Here is a 16,121-nt window from a genome sequence, read left to right on the forward strand (position 1 = left end):
CCTCCGCGCTGCCGCAGCGGGATAAGGCCTCAAAGCCGCCCCTGCCGCAAGCCGCAAAGGCGGCGTCCGTCCTGCCTTCGCCGCCCCCTGCAGCTGATCCAAATATCCCGCGGGGGTGCGGGGGCGCGAAGCCCCCGCCGCCACGGCCGGACCCGGGCACCCGGACGGACCAAGGGGCCGGATCAGGCGGCTGAAATCAGGGGGCGGGCGGCCAGGGCCGCTCCGCCTCGGCGGCGATCCAGGCCGCAACCCAGCCCGGCAGGGCGGGGCTGTCGGCGGGCAGGCCCATCGCCGTCACCACCTCGGCCGGCGGCACGATGCCCGCCCGCCCGGTAAAGGCCATGCGGATCAGCACCTGGCTGGTGCAATCGTCGCCCCGCCACATGCTCTGGTCGATATAGAGGAAGCGCCCGTCCCAGCCGAGCGCCCGGCTGCGCATCTCGAACCGGTCGAACATGCGGATGCGGCGGCGATAGCGGGTGGAACTGCCGGCCACGGTCAGGCCCCAGCGGTGCCGGCGCAGCGTGTCCACCAGCCCGGTGCGCACGGCCAGCGGCAGCCGGCCGAGATCGTAGAGCGTCAGCGTGCGCCCGTTGTTCAGCTCGGACCAAGGGTCGATGTCCCAGGGCCAGCAGATGTGCTGCGACACATGCGTGTCGAACAGCCCGAGCCGCGCGGCGCGGCGCGCGCGGGCGATGCCGGTGGCAAGGCGGATCAGCGGATACATGGGCGGCTCCGGGCGCGGGTCTGCCCAAGGCGTCGCCCGGGCGGCGCGCCCCCGTCAATCGCTACGTCGCGTTACCGATGTCGCCCGGCAGAGGTTGCGCATCCGCGGGCTTGGCCTTACCTCTGTCGGCGCATCGACGCGCCATCCATTCGGAGATCTGCATGACGACCCTCTATCAGGCCCTGATGCTGATCCTGCAGGTGGTCTGGTTCGTGATGATCGTGCATATCATCCTGTCCTGGCTGCTGAACTTCCAGGTGCTGAACATCCGCCAGCCGCTGGTGGCGCAGCTGTGGTACGGGCTGAACAACCTGCTGGAACCGATCTACGGCCCGATCCGCCGGGTCCTGCCGAACACGGCGGGGCTGGACCTTGCGCCGCTGGTGGCCTTCATCATCCTGCTGATCCTGCGGCAGGCGCTGCAGAACAATGCCGGTTTCTTCTACGGCTACTGAGCCGGTGGCCAACGCATCCCCGGACTCCCTGCTCACCTCGGTCTTCGGCTTTCCGTCCTTCCGGCCGGGGCAGGAAGAGATCGTGCGCGCCGTGCTGGCCGGGCGCTCGGTGCTGGCGATCATGCCCACGGGCGGCGGCAAGTCGCTGTGCTACCAGTTGCCCGCCCTCTGCCGGCAGGGGGTGACGGTGGTGATCTCGCCGCTGATCGCGCTGATGCGGGATCAGGTCCGCGCCCTGCGCGCCGCGGGGGTCGAGGCGGGGGCGCTGACCTCGGGCAATACCGAGGCGGAAACCGACGAGGTCTTCACCGCGCTCGATGCCGGGACGCTGCGACTGCTCTACATGGCGCCGGAACGGCTGGGCGCGGGCGGCACACTGCATCTGCTGCGCCGGGCCGGCGTGACCGCCATCGCGGTGGACGAGGCGCATTGCGTCAGCCAGTGGGGCCATGATTTCCGCCCCGACTATCTGCGCATCGGCGAGTTGCGCCGCACGCTCGGCGTGCCGCTGGCCGCCTTCACCGCCACCGCCGACGAGGAGACGCGGGCCGAGATCGTCGCACGGCTGTTCGACGGTGCGGCGCCCGACACCTTCCTGCGCGGCTTCGACCGGCCGAACATCCATCTGGCCTTCGCGGCCAAGGACGGTCCGCGCGCGCAGATCCTGCGCTTCGCCGCCGACCGGCGCGGGCAGTCGGGCATCGTCTATTGCGGCACCCGGGCCAAGACCGAGGTTCTGGCACAGGCGCTGCGGGCCGAGGGCCATGCCGCCTGCCACTATCACGGCGGCATGGACCCGGAGTCGCGGCGCGAGGTGGAGGGGCGGTTCCAGCGCGAGGACGGGCTGATCGTGGTGGCGACCGTCGCCTTCGGCATGGGCATCGACAAGCCCGACATCCGCTGGGTCGCCCATGCCGACCTGCCGAAATCCATCGAGGCCTATTACCAGGAAATCGGCCGCGCCGGCCGCGACGGTGCGCCGGCCGAGACGCTGACGCTGTATGGCGCCGACGACATCCGCTATCGCCGCACCCAGATCGACGAGGGGCTGGCCCCGCCCGACCGCAAGGCCGCCGACCATGCGCGGCTGAACGCGCTGCTGGGTCTGGCCGAGGCGGTGGCCTGCCGCCGCCAGCGCCTGCTGGGCTATTTCGGCGAACAGGCGGCACCCTGCGGGAACTGCGACATCTGCGACAGCCCGCCCGACACCTTCGACGGGACCGAGGCGGTGCGCAAGGCGCTGTCCGCGATCCTGCGGACGCAGGAAAGTTTCGGCGCGGGACACCTGATCGACATCCTGACCGGCAATGCCACCGACAAGGTGCGCGAGCGCGGCCATGACGCGCTGCCCACCTTCGGCGTCGGGCGCGATCTGCCGCGCGGGCAATGGCAGGCGGTGTTCCGGCAGATGATGGGCCATGACCTCGTCCGCCCCGATCCCGACCGTCACGGCGCGCTGCGGATGACCGACAACGCCCGCCCGGTGCTGCGGGGCGAGGCCGCCGTCACCCTGCGCCGCGACACGCTGGCCGCCCGGCGCGGCCCGGTGGTGCACGCGCTGGTGGCGGAAGAGGATGCGCCGCTGCTGTCGGCGCTGAAGGCCAAGCGCCGCGCCCTGGCCGAGGCGCAGGGCGTGCCGGCCTATGTGGTCTTCACCGACCGCACCCTGATCGAGATGGCGGAAACGCGGCCCCAGACGCTGGACCGGATGGCGGGCATCACCGGCGTCGGCGCGAAAAAGCTGCAGACCTACGGGGCCACCTTCCTCGAGGTGATCGCGGGGGCGGCGGAGCAGATGCATCCGGCGCGGCTGCGGCTGGCGGGGCGGCCCGAGGGCGCGCTGTTCGACCGGCTGGCCGAGGCGGCCGTCGCCCTGTCGCGGGGCGAGGACGGCACCGGCAAGCCGCTGTCCTGCAGCCATGCCACGCTGCGCCAGATCGCCGAACGCCGCCCCGGCAGCCTGTCCGACCTCGCCCGCCTGCCGGGCATGGGCGAACAGAAGGCCGACCGTTTCGGCGCGGCCTTCCTCGCCATCCTCGCCGACGCGCGCGACTGAGCGCCGCGACGACCCTCGTCAGTGGTTGTGGCCCGCATGGCTGTGGGCGGTGGCCGAGGACGCGCCGATTTCGGCATGGGCGTGCAGATGGGTGCCGCCGAATTCGACCTCGATCTCCAGCTCCTCGCCCTCGACCAGCGGTTCGGCCAGGCGGGGCAGGCGCAGCGCCAGCACGCGGGGGGCCAGTTCGACCTCGCCGCCGGGCGGGACGGGCAGGCCCGGCAGCACGGTCCAGACCTCGCCCGAGGCGCCATAGGTAAAGCCCACCAGCGCCAGTTCCTGGCCCATCGCCTCGCCACCGGTCAGCATAGCCTCGGCATCCGTCCGGTTTTCGACATCCATATAGATCAGCGCCTCGTCGCCGGCACCGCGCGCGGGCGTCCAGGCATGGACGACGCGCAGGCCATCGGCCTCGGCCACATGGTCGTCGTGATGGTCATGCTCCTGTGCGGCCAAGGGAGTCGCCAGCGCGGCGAGAAGGGCGAGCGTGGTGATCGGCAGTCGCATGGACAACTCCTTCAGTTGCGAAGATCGGCAAGAACGGGACGGCGGATCGCGGCCCAGGCGGGCAGCAGCGCGAGGATCAGCGTCAGGCTGACGAAGCCCGCGACGAGGTGAAGTTCGGACCAGCCGAGCCGTGCGGTCACCAGCACATCCGTCCGGACGGTGATCAGCGCCGCCAGCGCCCGCGCCGCGCCGAGGCCCAGCACCAGCCCCGCCGCCGCCCCGGTCAGGATCAGCGCGGCCGAATAGCTCCAGACCACGGCGAAGACGAAGCGGACCGGCGCGCCGAGCGCCCGCAGCACGGCAAGGCTGCGGGCGATCAGCCGGACGAGGATCACCAGCCCGATCAGCACCGACAGCGTGACCAGAACCTGCGTCAGCGTGGCCAGCGCCGACATCGCGGCGCGCACCTCGCCCATCAGCCCGTGCAGCTGCGCCAGCACCGTGCCGGGGAAGAAGGCCATCATGTCGCTGCGGGTGAAGCGGGATTTCAGCGCGTAATTGCCCCACAATTCGGTGGCGCGGACCAGAACCGCCGGCGTGCCCGGCATATAGACCGGGTCATAGGGCGGGCCGATGCGGTCGTCGCCGGGCGCATGGCCGTTGGCCAGCCCGTGCACCGACCAGACGCTTTCCGCCGGGACCAGCACCGCCCGGTCCCAGGGGCTGCCGGTCGGGGCCATGCGGCCGGTGACGGTATAGCTGAACCCGGCATGGGCCTCGCCCTCGGCCGCCGCGCCATGGCCATGCGCGGGGGTGAAGCTGTCGCCGGGGCCGACGGGGGCGAAGGCGCCCGCGACCGCCTCTGCCTCGGTGGCGAAGATGCTGCCCTCGGCAAGATCGCCGGCCAGATGGGTGACGAAATCGGGGGTGGTGCCCACCACCGGCGCACCGTCGACACTGTCGCCGAAGGCGATGGGGGCGGCGAAGGCCACGCCCTCGGCGGTGGCGATCTCGTCATATTGCGCACCGGTCAGCAGCGCCATGTCCGAGGGTTGCAGATAGACCGCGGCCAGCATCACCGTCACCTCGCTGCCCGGGGCGGCAACGATCAGGTCGAAGCCCTCGGCGGCGCGGGCAGAGCCCTGCCGCAGCCCGCGTTCCTGCGCCACCAGCCCGACGCCCAGCCCGACAGACACCGCGATCAGCAGCACGAACAGCAGGTTGACCCAGGCAAAGCGGCGCAGCATCGCCCGCACCAGCCCGAAGGGCGCCAGCCCGCGCAGCACCAGCGCCCCGGCCGCCAGCCCCGGCGCCAGCAGCGCCAGCGCGATCAGCGCGTCCTGCAGGTCGGGGGAGAGGCCCGCCCAAATCTCACGCATCGCTGTCCTCCACCACCCGGCCATCGGCGATGGCCAGCCGCCGCTGCAACAGCCCGGCCAGCGCCGGGTCATGGGTCACCGCCACCAGCGTGCGCCCGCCATCCCGCGCCAGCCGCGCCAGATCGGCGCCAAGCGCGTCGGCCGCGGCACGGTCGAGGCTGGCCGTCGGCTCGTCGGCGAGGATCACCGGCGGATCGGCGGCCAGCGCCCGGGCGACGGCGATGCGCTGCCGTTCCCCCCCCGAGAACGAGGCGACGGTGCGGCCCCCCGCCGCGCCCAGGCCCAGCCGGTCGAGCCAGCCCGCCGCCCGGTCGCGCAGCGCGGCGCGGTCGCGCGCCGGGGCGAAGGCCGCGGCCAGTGCGGCATTGCCGAGCGCGGGAAGTTCCTCGAACAGGTTGTAGTCCTGAAAGATCAGGCCCAGCCGGTTGCGGCGAAAGGCGGCGCGGGCCGGTTCGGACAGCGCGGCGATGTCGGTGCCGCCCCAGACCACCCGGCCCGTGGCGGGGCGGATCAGGCCGGACAGCACATGCAGCAGCGTCGACTTGCCGGCGCCGGACGGCCCCTGCACCGCCAGCGACTGCCCGGCGCGCAGCGTCAGCCGGTCGATGGCCAGCAGCACGCGCCCGCCGCCGTCGCGGACCTGCAGCGCCTCGACCAGCAGGTCGGGCGCGGCGGGCCCCGGCGCGGTGCGGGACCCGGCGGGTTCAGACGCGGCGGAAGGTGGCATCGGCCAGCCGGACCTTGGAATAGAAGCCCAGTTCCGGGTCAACGTAATCGCCCAGCTCCAGCACGCCCTCGACCACGATCGGCACGTTGAAGGGCACGACATCGACGATGCGCTTGGCATAGACGGCAAGGATGTCGTCGGGCCAGGGCATGCCGGGTTCGCAGAAGGGACAGACGGCCATCGGCCGGTTGGTCAGGACGAAGAAGACGGAATCCGCCTTCAGCGGCGGGGCCATGAAGCCCCAGATCGGGATGCGCCGCCCTTCGGCATCCAGCGCGATGTCGGAAAAGCTGAGGTCCTTCTCGTACAGCTCGCGCAGGCGGATCGGCTCTTCGGCGGCGCGCAGCGGCGCGGCGAGGGCGAGGGCGGGCAGGACGGACAAGAGGTGACGGCGGTTCATGGAACCCTCCTTCTCACGGGCGGCGGCCCCCGGCAGATCGGGGGGCGCGCGGCGGTGACACGGCGGCAGTCTGCCAAAGGACCGTGACAACGTCACAAAGGAATGGGCCCCGGATCGCTCCGGGGCCCTGTCAGATGGTCGCGGGCCTTATTCGGCGTGGACCGCGTAGTTCATCACGTGGAAGATCTCGTTCTGCTCGATCACGCCGCGGAACAGATGCGCCCAGGGGCCGCGCGCGAAGACGGCGACGTCCTCGCCCGAGTGGGTTTCCGACGACAGCGGGATCAGCGCCTGCTGGACATAGTCCGGATCGGTCGCTTCTTCCTCGGTCAGGTCCGGGCGGCTGCCCGACCAGGTGCCGTCGGCCTGTTCGGTCACGACCGCACCGGCGCCGTTCAGGTAGTTGACGACGGTGTAGGGCTTGCCGTCATCGCCGAGGTTCGGCTCGCCGGTGTGTTCGGTGCCCTGCTCGTTCTCGCCCATGCACAGGCCGTTGATCTTCGAGCCGCGGCCGCAATAGCCGTTGAAGGCGATCGCGTGTTCATGGTCGGCGGTGACGATGATCAGCGTTTCTTCCGGGTTGGTCAGTTCCATCGCCTTGGCGATGGCGTCGGCGAAGGCCTTGCCGTCGGTCAGGACGCGGTAGAGGTTGCCTTCGTGGTTGGCGTGGTCGACGCGGCCGGCCTCGATCGAGATGTAGTAGCCTTCCTCGTTCGAGGACAGCGCGTTGATCGTCGCCTCGGTCATTTCCGCCAGCGAGGGTTCGCCGGTGCGGTCATATTCGTACTTCATGTGGCTGGCTTCGAAGAGGCCCAGGACCGGGGCGTTGTCGCCCATGGTCAGCGCGGCGAAATCCTCGTCGCCGAAGACCACCTGCGCGCCGGCCTCGGTGGCCTCGGCGGTCAGGTCGCGGCCGTCGGTGCGCTTGCCGGCCTTGCCTTCCACATCGGTGGTTTCCGTGGGCAGGAAGTGCTGGCGGCCGCCGCCGAGCGCGATGTCGATCACGCCCGCCTTCATCTGGTCGATCAGCTGGTCGGCGATGTCCTTCTGGGTGCAGCCCTCGGGCAGCAGCGAGTTGTCTTCCCAGTCCCGGTTGACGGTGCGGGCATAGACGGCCGCCGGGGTGGCGTGGGTGATGCGCGCGGTCGAGATGACGCCGACCGACTTGCCCATTTCCGACGCGATCTCGGCGAAGGTCTTGGTGCCGGCCTCGGCGCCCGCGGCACAGTCGCCGACGGCGACGGTGTCCATGACGTTGATCATGCCGTTCTTGCCCTTGACGCCCGAGTTCATCGCCATGGCGGTGGGGGCGGAGTCCGGGGTCTGGCCGTTCGACGAATAGGTCTTCACCAGCGCCGAATAGGGCAGGGTTTCCTGCGGCTGGACGTAGTCGTCGCCAAGCCCGCCTTCCAGCTGACCCGAGAACAGGCGGATGGCGTAGTTGGTGCCGACGCCGTTGCCGTCGGCCGTGAACAGGATCACGTTCTTGGCGCGCGCGGTGATCGGCTGGGTTTCCAGGCGCGCGGCGAGCGCGGCCTCGGCATCGGTGAACCATTCGGTGCCGGCCTGAGGCAGATCCTGCGCCATCGAGGCACCGGCGACGGCGACGAGGGCGGACGTAGCAAGAAGAATGTGTTTCATGATGAGTCCCTTCTGCGTTCGCCGCCGGAGTACGCCGCCAACATCAAGTCTTTGTGACAGGGGGCGGGCAGGAGGGGTCGGGTCGCGGGAAAGACCGCCCTTCGGCACTGCGGCAAGAATGCCGCCATGGTGCCGCAAATCGGTCCAACTTATTGATTAGTTCTTGAATCATCTACTCTTGCCGGGTGCAGTCAACGAGATAAGACCCCGGTACAAGGGGTCGGAGGACGTCCGCACAAGGGCGGCCCGAGGCACAAGGAGACAGGCATGCGTTGCACGTCTCGCAGCGGACGGATCGCTGCCGTGGCATTGCTGTGGCTTGTCGCGGCCTGCGGCAGCAACGGGACGACCGATCTGTCGGACCCTTTCGCGCGCCGGGTGACCACCTTTCAGGCGGTTCCCGCCGGGCGGGTGTGGGTGAACGCGCCCGGCAGCATCCTGACGATGGAACGCGTCGTGGGCGCCGAACGGGAACAGGTCGTGGCCCTTCCGAACAACACCGCCGTTCAGGGCGACAACGCGCTGATCCTGCGCGCCTTCGCCCCGGGGCGCGAGGCGCCCGGCCGGCTGCAGTTCGACGCGCTGCGCCGGCGCATCGGCGGGTTCCCGGCCCCCTTCGACAAGGTGACGGAATCGGATTTCGTTATCGGCACCGACGAACTGGGCACCTACAGCTGGGTGCAGGAAAGCTATGGCGCGACCACCGTCTGCGTGCTGGCGATGCGCCGGTTCGACGGCGGCGAACGGCTGATCCCGCAGGGCATGAACGGGCTGGACGCGGTGCTGCGCAACTGCGTGAACGGCGACTCGACGGCGGCCCTGTCGCCGATCCGCGCCGAAACGATCGGATACGGCCGGCGCAGCGGGCTGGCGGGGCAGACCGGCAGCCGGCTGCTGTCGCCGCTCGCCGGGCCGCTGCCCGACAGGTAAGGACTTATTGCGCATGGCCCGGATGACCTCGTTTCTGCTGCTCGCGACCTGGATCGTCCTGCTGGTGCCGATCCTCGTGCTGATCAGCGCGCCCACCTCGCTGGCCACGCAGCTGTGCGTGTCCTTCGTGGCGCTGGTGATCGTGGTGCTGGTCAAGCCCTATGCCCGGCGCGGCTGGCCGCGGTTCATCCTGCTGGCGGTGGGCAGCGTGATCGTGCTGCGTTACTGGCTGTGGCGGGTGACCAGCACCCTGCCCGATCCGGGGCTGAGCTTTTCCTTCACCTTCGCGGTGCTGCTGCTGGCGATCGAGACCTATTCGATCGCGGTGTTCTTCCTGAACGCCTTCCTCGTGGCCGACCCGACCCGGCGCTTCGTGCCGCCCAGCATCACCGATGTGGCCGATCTGCCGACGGTGGACATCCTCGTGCCGTCCTACAACGAACCGACCGAGATGCTGAGCGTGACGCTGTCGGCGGCGAAGAACATGATCTACCCCACCGCCAAGCGCCGCGTGGTGCTGTGCGACGATGGCGGCACCGACCAGCGCTGCAACTCGTCGGACCTGACGCTGGCGGCGCGGGCGCGGGAACGGCGGGCGGAACTGCAGGCGCTGTGCGCGGAACTGGGGATCATCTACTCGACCCGGGCGAAGAACGAACATGCGAAGGCCGGCAACATGTCCGCCGCGCTGGCCCGGCTCGACGGCGAACTGGTGGTGGTCTTCGACGCCGACCACGTGCCGTCGCGCGATTTCCTCGCCCGGACGGTCGGCTATTTCCGGCAGGACCCGAAGCTGTTCCTGGTGCAGACGCCGCACTTCTTCATCAACAAGGACCCGATCGAGCGCAATGTCGGCTTCTCGGCGAAATGCCCGCCGGAAAACGAGATGTTCTACGGGCTGATCCACCGCGGGCTCGACCGCTGGGGCGGGGCGTTCTTCTGCGGCTCGGCGGCGGTGCTGCGGCGCAAGGCGCTGGACGACGTGGGCGGCTTCGCCGGCGAGACCATCACCGAGGATGCCGAAACCGCGCTGGAAATCCATTCGCGCGGCTGGAAGAGCCTCTACCTGAACCGCGCGATGATCGCCGGGCTGCAGCCCGAAACCTTTTCGTCCTTCATCCAGCAGCGCGGACGCTGGGCCACCGGCATGATGCAGATGCTGCTCCTGAAGAACCCGCTGATGCGCAAGGGGCTCGGGCTGCGGCAGCGGCTGTGCTACCTGAACTCGATGAGCTTCTGGTTCTTCCCGGTCATCCGGCTGGTCTATCTGCTGGCGCCGCTGGTCTATCTGATCTTCGGGATCGAGATCTTCGTGGCCACGATCCAGGAGGCCGCGGCCTATACCGGCACCTACATGATCCTCAGCTTCCTGACGCAGAACGCGATCTTCTCGCGCTTCCGCTGGCCGCTGGTATCCGAGGTCTACGAGGTGGCGCAGGCGCCCTATCTGTTCCGCGCCATCGTGCAGACCTTCCGCCGCCCGCGCGCGGCGCGGTTCAACGTGACCGCGAAGGACGAGACGCTGGACAGCGACTTCATCTCGCCGGTCTACGGCCCGCTGCTGGCGCTGTTCGGGCTGATGCTGGCGGGGGTGCTGCTGGCCATCGGGCGCTGGATCGCCTTCCCCGGCGACCGCGCCGTGCTGCAGGTCGTGGGGGCTTGGGCGGTGTTCAACTTCCTGCTGGTGTCGCTGTCGCTGCGCGCGACCTGCGAAAAGCAGCAGCGCCGCGCCTCGCCCCGGATCGCGATGCAGGTCCCGGCCGAGGTGACGCTGGCCGGGTCGCAGGCGGTGCAGGCGACGATCATCGATGCCTCGACCTCGGGCGCGCAGGTGGTGGTGCCCCGGCATCTGGCGGGGGCGGGCGTCGCGGTCGGGGACATGGTCAGCTTCGTGCCGCGCTTTCCCGATGCGCGGCATCTGGAACGGCCGGTGCGCGGCGTGATCCGCAGCACCAAGGAGGAGGGCGGCACCATCGCCCTGCGCCTGCTGTTCCCGCCCGACCAGCCGATGACGGCGCGCGAGGCGGTGGCCTTCCTGATCTTCGGCAACAGCGATGTCTGGGAAAAGATGCGCGAGGATACGCGGGCCGGAGTCGGCCTGACGCGCGGGCTGCTGTATATCGCCTGGCTCGCGATCCGCAGCCTGCCCCTGACCTTCCGCGACTATGTGGGCGAACCGGCCCGGCGCCGCAAGGCGGCGGTGGCCCCGCGCCAGCAGCAGCCGGCGCATCTGGTCGCCTTCGGCCGCGACTTCGTCGAGGATACATCGCCGCCCGTCGCGGCGGCCGCGGGCGGGGGGGCGGCATGACCGGGGTCGTGCACTTGCCGAAGGCCGCGCTGGCGGCGCTGATGCTGGCACCGCTGCTGGCGGCCGGGCCGGCCGCGGCGCAAGAGGGCGAGGCGGGATCGCCGACGATCCTGCTGCCCGACCTGCCAGCGGCCGATCCCGCATCGCCCGGCACCGCCGCCACGCCCGCGGCGGATGCCGCCGATGCCGACTCAGCCGACGCCGCGCCGACCGCGACGCCTCCCGCCGTGACGCCTCCGGCCACGGGGCCGCTGCCCGGCATCGGCGCCGTCCGCCGCGACGCCGCCGCGCCGGTTCCGGCAGCCGGCAGCGGCGACTGGCGGCTTGGCTTCGGCCTGCCGCCCGGCCTGCCGGAGGGGCGGGTGACGATGGGCGCCAGCCTGCCGCAGGATGCCATCCTGCGCCTGACCGGCGAGACGGTGCAGCAGGACATGACGCTGGTCCTGCCCGATGGCGCGGCGATCCCCGGCACGCTGGATCTGGTGCTGCGGTCGGGGATCAACCTGCTGCCGCAGCAGTCGCGGCTGGTCGTCCGCGTCAACGATACCGAGGCGGGCACCTTCCCGCTGGACCAGCAGGACGGCTGGGGCCAGATCGCCATTCCCGGCGACGCGCTGGTGCCGGGCGTGAACCGCATCCTGCTGGACCTGACCCAGCATCACCGCATCTTCTGCGGCCCCGAGGCGAGCTTCGGCGTCTGGACCGAGATCGACATGATGCGCAGCGGCGTCAGCCTCGCCGCGGGGGACGTGCCGCTGGCCGCCGACAGTTTCCGGGTGCTGGCGACCAATGCCGTCAGCCGCGGCCTGCCGGTGGAGGTGCGGATGCAGCCGGGGGTGGACCCCGCCACGCTGGGCACGGTGATGCAGGCGGTGCGCGCCATCCTGCCGCAGATGCCCGAGGTCCGGGTTCTGAGCCCCTATGACCCGGTGCAGGGGGCGGGCCGGCGCGTCGGCATTTCCATCGAACAGGGCACGACCGCCTCGATCCGCTTCCTGCGCAACGCGCAGGGCGCGCTGATCCTGCGCGTGACCGAGGGCGACGGGCTGGACCGGCTGCTGGCGCAGGGTCTGGGGCCGGAGGTGGCGAAGCCGGTGCTGCCGCTGCTGGAACCGGGGCGCGAGGTCAGCTTCGCCGATCTGGGCCAGCCGCTGATCGTGCGCAACACCCGCTATGCCGATGCGGAGGTGCCGTTCCGCCTGCCGGACGACTGGATGCTGCTGGCCTCGCAGCGGGCGACGCTGAACCTGCGCTATGGCTATGGTGCGGGCCTGCCCGACGGCTCGATCCTGCTGGTCAAGGTCAATGGCGAGACGATCAGCCTGCTGCCGCTGGACTTGCAGGGGGGTGCGGTGCTGCCGCCCCTGCGCGTGCGCTTTCCGGCGAACCTGCTGCAGGGCGGCGAGAACCGCGTGTCGTTCGAGATGGTGGTGCCCGGCGACCCGCCGACGCTGGAATGCCCGGCGCGGGAAACCGACATGCTGGCCATCCTCGGGGACAGCACGCTGTCGGTGCCGCCGAGCCCGCCGATGAACCTTGGCGACAGCCAGGACGACCTGCTGTCGATCGGCGGCGGACAGGTCGGCCCGATGTCGGACAGCGGGACGCTGGCGCTGCCGTTCCAGGCGCAGCTGGCGGCGGAAACCCCGCCGCCGCCCGAGCCGCAGACGCTGGTCGTCGGGCAGGTGCCGCAGGACCTGTCGCGCCTGCCGGACCGCGCCGCGCTGAGCCGCCAGCAGATCCTGCAGGTGCTGGAAGGCGTGATCGAGGTGCTGCCTGCGCCCGCGGCATCCACCCCGTCGCAGCCCGCCACGCAGCCGACCGGGTTCACCCTGCAGCAGGCCGCCCCCTCCGGCGCCGATACCGCCGCGGCCGAAGCCGAGCCTGCGCCCGGGCCGCGCTGGTCCCCCCGCGCGGTGGTGGAGCCGATCTGGAACACCGTGGTGCCCGATGCCGAACCGCTGGCCGACTGGATCGCGGGCCGTTCGGCCCGGGCGGTGCTGCTGGCCCCGGCAGAGGGGCAGCCGGGGCAATGGTCGCTGGTCCTGCGCTCGGGCGAGGATGCGTCCGCGGCGGCGCTTGCCTTCGACCGCTTCCGCCACGACCGCGCCGCGAACGGTGCCGAGGTCGCGCTGTGGCTGGAGGATGGCAGCTGGACCAGCTGGCCGCCGCGGCCCGCGCCGCAGTTGCAGGGGCCGGTGACCCGGGCCAACCTGCTGGCGGTGGTGGGCAACTTCGCCTCCTGGGGGCCGGCCTATTACACGGCGGTGCTGGTGGGGCTGGCGCTGCTGTCGGTGCTGCCGGCCATCGCCTTCGTGCGGCTGACACGCGGAAAGGGGAACCACGGATGAACCGTCGCGGCATGATCTGCGCCTCGCTGTCCCTGATCCCGGCCGGGCTGGGCCTGGCGCCGCGCGCGGCGCCGGCACAAACCGGCGAGGCGCCGACGCTCGCGCCGCTGAACACGGCGTGGCAGGCGTGGAAGACCGCGAACCTGACGGCGGATGGCCGGGTGGTGGACGCCTATCAGGAAGGCGCCAGCCATTCCGAAAGCCAGGGCTACGGGCTGTACCTCGCCACCCGCTTCGGCGATGGCGACGCGTTCCGCCGCATCTACACCTGGACCGAGGCGAACCTCGCCATCCGGGGCGACGGACTTCTGGCCTGGCGCTGGCGGGCCGAGGCGACGCCGCCGGTCGAGGATCTGAACAACGCCTCGGATGGCGATCTGTTCTATGCCTGGGCGCTGGCCGCGGGTGCCGAGCCCTTCGGCCTGCCCGAGGCCCGGGGCCGGGCCGCGGCCATCGCCGCCGCGCTGGACGAGGTCTGCCTGCGCCCGCTGCCCGCCGAGCCGGGCGCGCTGCTGATGCTGCCGGGGGCCGAGGGCTTCGACCGGCCGGAAGGGGTGATCTTCAACCCCTCCTACTGGATGCCCCGCCTGATGACCGAACTCGGCACCGAATTCGACCGGCCGCGGCTGGTGCAGGCGGCCGAGGCGGCGCTGCGCCAGCTGGGTGCCTTTGCCGCGCGCGGGCTGGCGCCCGACTGGGCGCTGGCGACCGAGGCCGGCTGGCAGCCGCCGCCCGCGGGGTTTTCGGCCAATGCGGGATACGAGGCGATGCGCCTGCCGCTGTATCTGTGCCTGAGCGGGCAGGGCGGGCACCCGCTGGTGGCGCGCTTCGCCGCCGCCTATGCCGCGGCGATGGCCGGGGGCGACGCCACGCCCACGGTCATGGACGCGCTGACGGGCGCGGTGCAGGAACGCAGCCCCCATTCCGGCTATGCCGCGATCGCCGGGCTTTCCCGCTGTGCCGCGCCCGCATCCGGCACGGGCCTGCCGATCCCGCTGTTCACCATCGACCAGCCCTACTATCCCGCGACGCTGCACCTGTTCGTGCTGATCGCCCAGCTTGAAGGATTCCCGGCATGCGTTCCGATCTGATCCGCGGGCGCGGTGCGGTCGCGCCGCTGGTTCTGGCGCTGTCGCTGCTGGCGGGGCCGGCCGTGGCGCAATCGGCGCCCTCGACTTCCGACCTCGCCGCGCTGCGCTATTACGTGCAGCAGGGCGACCAGAGTTCCGTGCAGGCCGAATTGCAGCGGCTGCGCCAGATCTATCCCGACTGGACGCCGCCCGCCGACCTGAGCCGGATCGAGGCCGAGGCCACCCCCACCGCCGAGATCGACCAGATCTACCGCCTGATCGCCTCGGGCCAGCTGGACGAGGCGCAGGCGCTGATCACCGCGACGCAGGCGCGCTTCGCCGACTGGGTGCCGCCCGCCGACATGCGCAGCCTGCTGGCCACGGCGCGGGCGCAGCAGCAGTTCGACAGCATCGTGGACAGCGATCCGGCGCGGGCGGCGCAACTGGCCCGCACCACGCCGGCGCTGACCCGCTGCGACCGGATCAACAATGTCTGGCGGCTGGCCGAGGCGCAGCAGAAATCGGGGCAGGGGGCGCAGGCCCTTGGCGCCTACCGTTCCATCGTCGCCACCTGCCCGGCCTTCCCCGACGTCTATGCGACGCTGCAGAAGGCCGACCCCGTCGCGCCCCTGGACCAGCTGGACGCGATGTTCGCCGAGGCCGCGTCGCGCTTTCCCGGGCAGGAGGCGGCGCTGGCCGACCTGGAACAGCAACTGCGCGCCGGGCGGGGCGAGGCGACGGTGACGACCGCCGCCCCGGCCACGGCGCCCGCCGCCCGCCCGGGTGCGTCGCGCCAGGCCGCGGCTGCGGATCCCGCGCCGCGCCGTGCCGCGCCTTCGGCCCAGTCGTCGGGCCAGTCTTCGGGCCAGTCTGCGGGCCAGTCCTCGGCCCGCGCCCCGGCGCCGGCCCCGGGCAATGCCGGCGGCGCCATCCCGATGCCCGCGACCGCCTGGGGCCGGCTGCCGGTGTCGGGCGATCCGCGGCTGGGGCAGATGCGGGCCGCGGCCTCGGCCGGGGCATGGCAGCGCTGCCTCGCCCTGACGCCGCAGCCCCGCTCGCTCGACCTGCTGAACGAACGCGGCTGGTGCAGCCTCAACCTCGACCGGCCGATGGAGGCGCTGAGCTCTTTCGCCGCCGTGGCGCAGGGGCGCGTCCCGGCCGCGATGGCGCGCGATGCGCGCTATGGCATGGCGCTGTCCTATCTGGACATGGAAATGACCAACGAGGCGGCCAAGATCGCCGCCGCCACCAACTTCACCCTGGAACAGCGCCGCGCGGTCGAGGGACAGATCCTGACCCAGCGGGCCGTTGCCTCCTACGACCGGCAGGATTACCTGCGCACCATCGGCTATCTCGACGCGCTGGACGAGATGCAGGGCGGGCTCAACCGCGGGTTGGGCGTGCTGCGGGCCTATGCCTATCTGAACGCGGGCAAGCGCGCGCAGGCCTTCCGGTTGTTCGAACAGATGCACAACCAGATGGCGGGGGACGACACCCGTGCGGGCATGCGCGCCTCGCGCGGGGGCGGTTGAGCGCGGCTTGCAATCGGGACATGAAGGGTGAGAAGAACGTCGAGCCGCCCGTGCGGGGACCGCGCCAGGAGACTGCAATGATCCGCTTGTGCCTGCGC

Annotated in this window: 13 protein-coding genes; 7 read left to right on the top strand and 6 right to left on the bottom strand. The window is 71.4% G+C overall.

What is annotated here, in order from left to right; translation table 11 throughout:
- Positions 1–196: 196 nt before the first annotated feature.
- Positions 197–727: an acyl-CoA thioesterase gene (locus EEY80_RS05020; RefSeq protein WP_126975469.1), complete on the bottom strand. Its 531-nt coding sequence runs from the start codon at positions 725–727 to the stop codon at positions 197–199.
- A gap of 161 nt (positions 728–888) precedes the next feature.
- Here EEY80_RS05020 and EEY80_RS05025 point away from each other — a divergent pair, with 161 nt between their 5' ends.
- Positions 889–1,182 (top strand): YggT family protein, encoded by a 294-nt coding sequence (locus EEY80_RS05025; RefSeq protein WP_126975470.1) that lies wholly within the window; start codon positions 889–891, stop codon positions 1,180–1,182.
- 4 nt (positions 1,183–1,186) lie between these two features.
- Entirely contained in the window at positions 1,187–3,238 is a 2,052-nt protein-coding gene (gene recQ, locus EEY80_RS05030; protein ID WP_235829715.1) for a DNA helicase RecQ, read from the top strand.
- A gap of 18 nt (positions 3,239–3,256) precedes the next feature.
- On the opposite strand, the gene EEY80_RS05035 is transcribed toward recQ, so the two are convergent.
- The 5 genes from EEY80_RS05035 to EEY80_RS05055 form a co-directional block, all read right to left on the bottom strand.
- Positions 3,257–3,745, bottom strand: a complete 489-nt coding sequence (locus tag EEY80_RS05035; RefSeq protein ID WP_126975472.1) for a copper chaperone PCu(A)C — start codon at positions 3,743–3,745, stop codon at positions 3,257–3,259.
- 11 nt (positions 3,746–3,756) lie between these two features.
- Positions 3,757–5,064, bottom strand: a complete 1,308-nt coding sequence (locus EEY80_RS05040) for an ABC transporter permease family protein (protein ID WP_126975473.1) — start codon at positions 5,062–5,064, stop codon at positions 3,757–3,759.
- Positions 5,057–5,791, bottom strand: coding sequence for an ABC transporter ATP-binding protein (locus EEY80_RS05045; RefSeq protein ID WP_126975474.1), 735 nt, complete (start codon positions 5,789–5,791; stop codon positions 5,057–5,059). The genes EEY80_RS05040 and EEY80_RS05045 overlap by 8 nt, the downstream gene beginning before the upstream one ends.
- The gene (locus tag EEY80_RS05050; protein WP_126975475.1) at positions 5,769–6,191 is read right to left on the bottom strand and encodes a hypothetical protein; all 423 of its coding nucleotides are present in this window, start codon (positions 6,189–6,191) and stop codon (positions 5,769–5,771) included. Before EEY80_RS05050 ends, EEY80_RS05045 begins: the two co-directional genes overlap by 23 nt.
- A gap of 147 nt (positions 6,192–6,338) precedes the next feature.
- On the bottom strand, positions 6,339–7,832 hold the full coding sequence (locus EEY80_RS05055; protein WP_126975476.1) for an alkaline phosphatase: 1,494 nt from the start codon (positions 7,830–7,832) through the stop codon (positions 6,339–6,341).
- A gap of 267 nt (positions 7,833–8,099) precedes the next feature.
- Between EEY80_RS05055 and EEY80_RS05060 the strand changes: the two genes are divergently transcribed.
- Genes EEY80_RS05060 through EEY80_RS05080 form a run of 5 tightly spaced genes read left to right on the top strand, consistent with a single transcriptional unit; the run spans position 8,100 to position 16,023 of the window.
- Positions 8,100–8,762: a hypothetical protein gene (locus EEY80_RS05060; protein ID WP_126975477.1), complete on the top strand. Its 663-nt coding sequence runs from the start codon at positions 8,100–8,102 to the stop codon at positions 8,760–8,762.
- Positions 8,763–8,775: 13 nt separating this feature from the next.
- Positions 8,776–11,070, top strand: coding sequence for a UDP-forming cellulose synthase catalytic subunit (bcsA, locus tag EEY80_RS05065; RefSeq protein WP_126975478.1), 2,295 nt, complete (start codon positions 8,776–8,778; stop codon positions 11,068–11,070).
- On the top strand, positions 11,067–13,421 hold the full coding sequence (locus EEY80_RS05070) for a cellulose biosynthesis cyclic di-GMP-binding regulatory protein BcsB (protein WP_126975479.1): 2,355 nt from the start codon (positions 11,067–11,069) through the stop codon (positions 13,419–13,421). Before bcsA ends, EEY80_RS05070 begins: the two co-directional genes overlap by 4 nt.
- Positions 13,418–14,512, top strand: coding sequence for a glycosyl hydrolase family 8 (locus tag EEY80_RS05075; protein ID WP_126975480.1), 1,095 nt, complete (start codon positions 13,418–13,420; stop codon positions 14,510–14,512). Before EEY80_RS05070 ends, EEY80_RS05075 begins: the two co-directional genes overlap by 4 nt.
- Entirely contained in the window at positions 14,497–16,023 is a 1,527-nt protein-coding gene (locus EEY80_RS05080) for a hypothetical protein (protein ID WP_126975481.1), read from the top strand. The genes EEY80_RS05075 and EEY80_RS05080 overlap by 16 nt, the downstream gene beginning before the upstream one ends.
- Positions 16,024–16,121: the final 98 nt, after the last annotated feature.

It is taken from the genome of Frigidibacter oleivorans, from assembly GCF_003993775.1.
Taxonomy (GTDB): Bacteria; Pseudomonadota; Alphaproteobacteria; order Rhodobacterales; family Rhodobacteraceae; genus Frigidibacter; species Frigidibacter oleivorans.

Bases quoted from the DNA above. Each gene is read 5' to 3' on its own strand.
- EEY80_RS05020 (WP_126975469.1), bottom strand. From the start codon at position 727: ATGTATCCGCTGATCCGCCTTGCCACCGGCATCGCCCGCGCGCGCCGC.
- EEY80_RS05025 (WP_126975470.1), top strand. From the start codon at position 889: ATGACGACCCTCTATCAGGCCCTGATGCTGATCCTGCAGGTGGTCTGG.
- EEY80_RS05035 (WP_126975472.1), bottom strand. From the start codon at position 3,745: ATGCGACTGCCGATCACCACGCTCGCCCTTCTCGCCGCGCTGGCGACT.
- EEY80_RS05040 (WP_126975473.1), bottom strand. From the start codon at position 5,064: ATGCGTGAGATTTGGGCGGGCCTCTCCCCCGACCTGCAGGACGCGCTG.
- EEY80_RS05045 (WP_126975474.1), bottom strand. From the start codon at position 5,791: ATGCCACCTTCCGCCGCGTCTGAACCCGCCGGGTCCCGCACCGCGCCG.
- EEY80_RS05050 (WP_126975475.1), bottom strand. From the start codon at position 6,191: ATGAACCGCCGTCACCTCTTGTCCGTCCTGCCCGCCCTCGCCCTCGCC.
- EEY80_RS05055 (WP_126975476.1), bottom strand. From the start codon at position 7,832: ATGAAACACATTCTTCTTGCTACGTCCGCCCTCGTCGCCGTCGCCGGT.
- EEY80_RS05060 (WP_126975477.1), top strand. From the start codon at position 8,100: ATGCGTTGCACGTCTCGCAGCGGACGGATCGCTGCCGTGGCATTGCTG.
- bcsA (WP_126975478.1), top strand. From the start codon at position 8,776: ATGGCCCGGATGACCTCGTTTCTGCTGCTCGCGACCTGGATCGTCCTG.
- EEY80_RS05070 (WP_126975479.1), top strand. From the start codon at position 11,067: ATGACCGGGGTCGTGCACTTGCCGAAGGCCGCGCTGGCGGCGCTGATG.
- EEY80_RS05075 (WP_126975480.1), top strand. From the start codon at position 13,418: ATGAACCGTCGCGGCATGATCTGCGCCTCGCTGTCCCTGATCCCGGCC.
- EEY80_RS05080 (WP_126975481.1), top strand. From the start codon at position 14,497: ATGCGTTCCGATCTGATCCGCGGGCGCGGTGCGGTCGCGCCGCTGGTT.